General features: G+C 70.3%; 2 protein-coding genes. One reads left to right on the top strand and one right to left on the bottom strand.

The window, feature by feature from the left end; translation table 11 throughout:
- Positions 1-56: 56 nt before the first annotated feature.
- Positions 57-1,082, bottom strand: a complete 1,026-nt coding sequence (locus tag P2P98_RS00670; protein WP_275796215.1) for a carbon-nitrogen hydrolase family protein — start codon at positions 1,080-1,082, stop codon at positions 57-59.
- A gap of 213 nt (positions 1,083-1,295) precedes the next feature.
- Between P2P98_RS00670 and P2P98_RS00665 the strand changes: the two genes are divergently transcribed.
- Positions 1,296-1,816: hypothetical protein (locus P2P98_RS00665; RefSeq protein WP_275796213.1), on the top strand; the 521-nt coding region annotated here is incomplete at its 3' end.

Raw genomic sequence — 1,816 nt, 5'->3', positions numbered from 1 at the left:
GCTCGCCGGGTCGTCAGCGCGTCGACCCGAGCCGAGGCGTCAGACAGCGCGGAGCGTCATCGCGCCGTATCGGCAGCGACGAGCTCATCGGCTTCGACTACGGCGGCCGGCGGGACATCGGCACCGGATGCCGTCACCTTGGGCAACCGGCCCATGTCGCGGTGGTGCAGGGTGAAGACGTCGGGCCGGGAGTAGTGCCCCACCGGGTCGGCGGCGTTCTTGGCGGCCAGGATGGCGGAGTAGTCGATGTCGGCGAAGAGGATGCCCTCCTCGTCGGGGGCGAGAGGGTCGGCGAGCGAGCTGCCGTCGGGGCCGAAGATGCGAGCGTAGCCGCCGCCGAGCGGCAGCATGGCGCGCTTGGCCTCGGAGTCGGCGAACAGCTCCTGGGCGGCGGGCCCGACCGTCGCGCAGGGAGCGAGCACGAACGTCTGCCCCTCGACGGCGTACTGCCGTGACGCGCCGACGTTCACCTCGGGCCCGAGGGCGTTGACCGCGCCGCCGAAGATCGAGAAGCTCGGCCATGCCGCGACGTGCAGTTGCTCGTCCTGCGAGAACATCGCGTACTTGGTCAACGGCTGCAGGTGCTCCCAGCAGTTGAGCGATCCGACGCGACCGACCGGGGTGTCGACCACCACGACGTCGGAGCCGTCGCCGTCGCCGAACTGCGTACGTTCGACGTGCGTCGGCTTGAGCTTGCGGCGCGTGCTGAGTGTGCGTCCGTCGGCTCCGATCACCGCCTGCCCCATGTACAGCGAACCGCCCGCGCGCTCGCTGAAGCCGAACGAGAGAGAGATGCCGATCGAACGGGCGATGCCCTCGAGCCGCTGCCACTCCGGGCTGCCGATCTCGATCGAGTTGGCCGCGTAGGGAACGACGAACTGCGACTGCCAGGCGACCGAATCCAGCCACAGGAACCACGGGTAGCCGGGGATCCACACCTCCGGGAAAGCGACGATCTCGGCCCCGCCGTCAGAGGCGTCGCGGGCGTAGGACTCCAGCTTGTCGATACCTCCGTCGACGTCATTCCAGACGGGTTCGGCCTGGACGGCGGCGGCGCGGAAGCTCTTGCGATAGTCGGGCATAGCGGCTCCTTCGGGTGAGCGGGGTCGGATGCCCCGCGGTGCCCACACGCTAGGAGCGAGCGGCGTTCGCGCCCCCGACCTCACGCGCACGTCGACCGGCGTTACGCGCACCGGTCAGCGGATGCTCGGGCGACATCCGGCGATCCGCGCACGATGTCCGGCGACGGCGCAAACCGGTGCCCGCGGCGACAGCGGGAGGCGTAGCATCCCCGCATGTCGCCTGTGGCCGTCTCCTCCGTCACGGAGTGGACGCGCGCGTGCAGTGGAGCGTTCGTTCCCTTGCGGGTGCACACGGCGGCATCCGCGTTCCGCGCCAGCCTCTCGCAGGTCCGGCTCGGACCCGCGGTGACGGTCACGCGAGTGGTGAGCGAGGCATCGACCGTGTTTCGCGACGTCGATCTCATTCGACGCCAACCGCGTGACGACGTCCTCATCTCTCTGCACCGCCGCGGGCGCGGATCGATCCGCCAGCATGAGCGCACGGCCGTCCTCGGGAGCGGTTCGGCGGTGATGTACGACGCCGCCTCCCCCTACGTGCTGGCGTTCCCGGGAACGATGAGCGAGGTCGTGCTGCAGCTCCCCCGCCGCACACTCACGAGCACCGGACACACGTTCGCCGGGCTCACGGCGGTGGAGCTGCCGGACTCGGCGCAACTTCGCTCGCTGACGATGCTTGCGGCGTCCGTCGATCGGCCCGGGGGCGACGAAGCGGAGGCCATCGGCGAGGCACTCGT

Origin of the sequence: Microbacterium sp. Kw_RZR3 (genome assembly GCF_029222405.1) — a bacterium.
GTDB lineage: Bacteria > Actinomycetota > Actinomycetes > Actinomycetales > Microbacteriaceae > Microbacterium.
Note: the sequence above shows the minus strand (reverse complement) of the source record. Positions and strands in the feature narration are given on the sequence as shown.

Excerpts from the sequence above, each read along its gene's own strand:
- P2P98_RS00670 (WP_275796215.1), bottom strand. The coding sequence starts at position 1,082 with ATGCCCGACTATCGCAAGAGCTTCCGCGCCGCCGCCGTCCAGGCCGAA.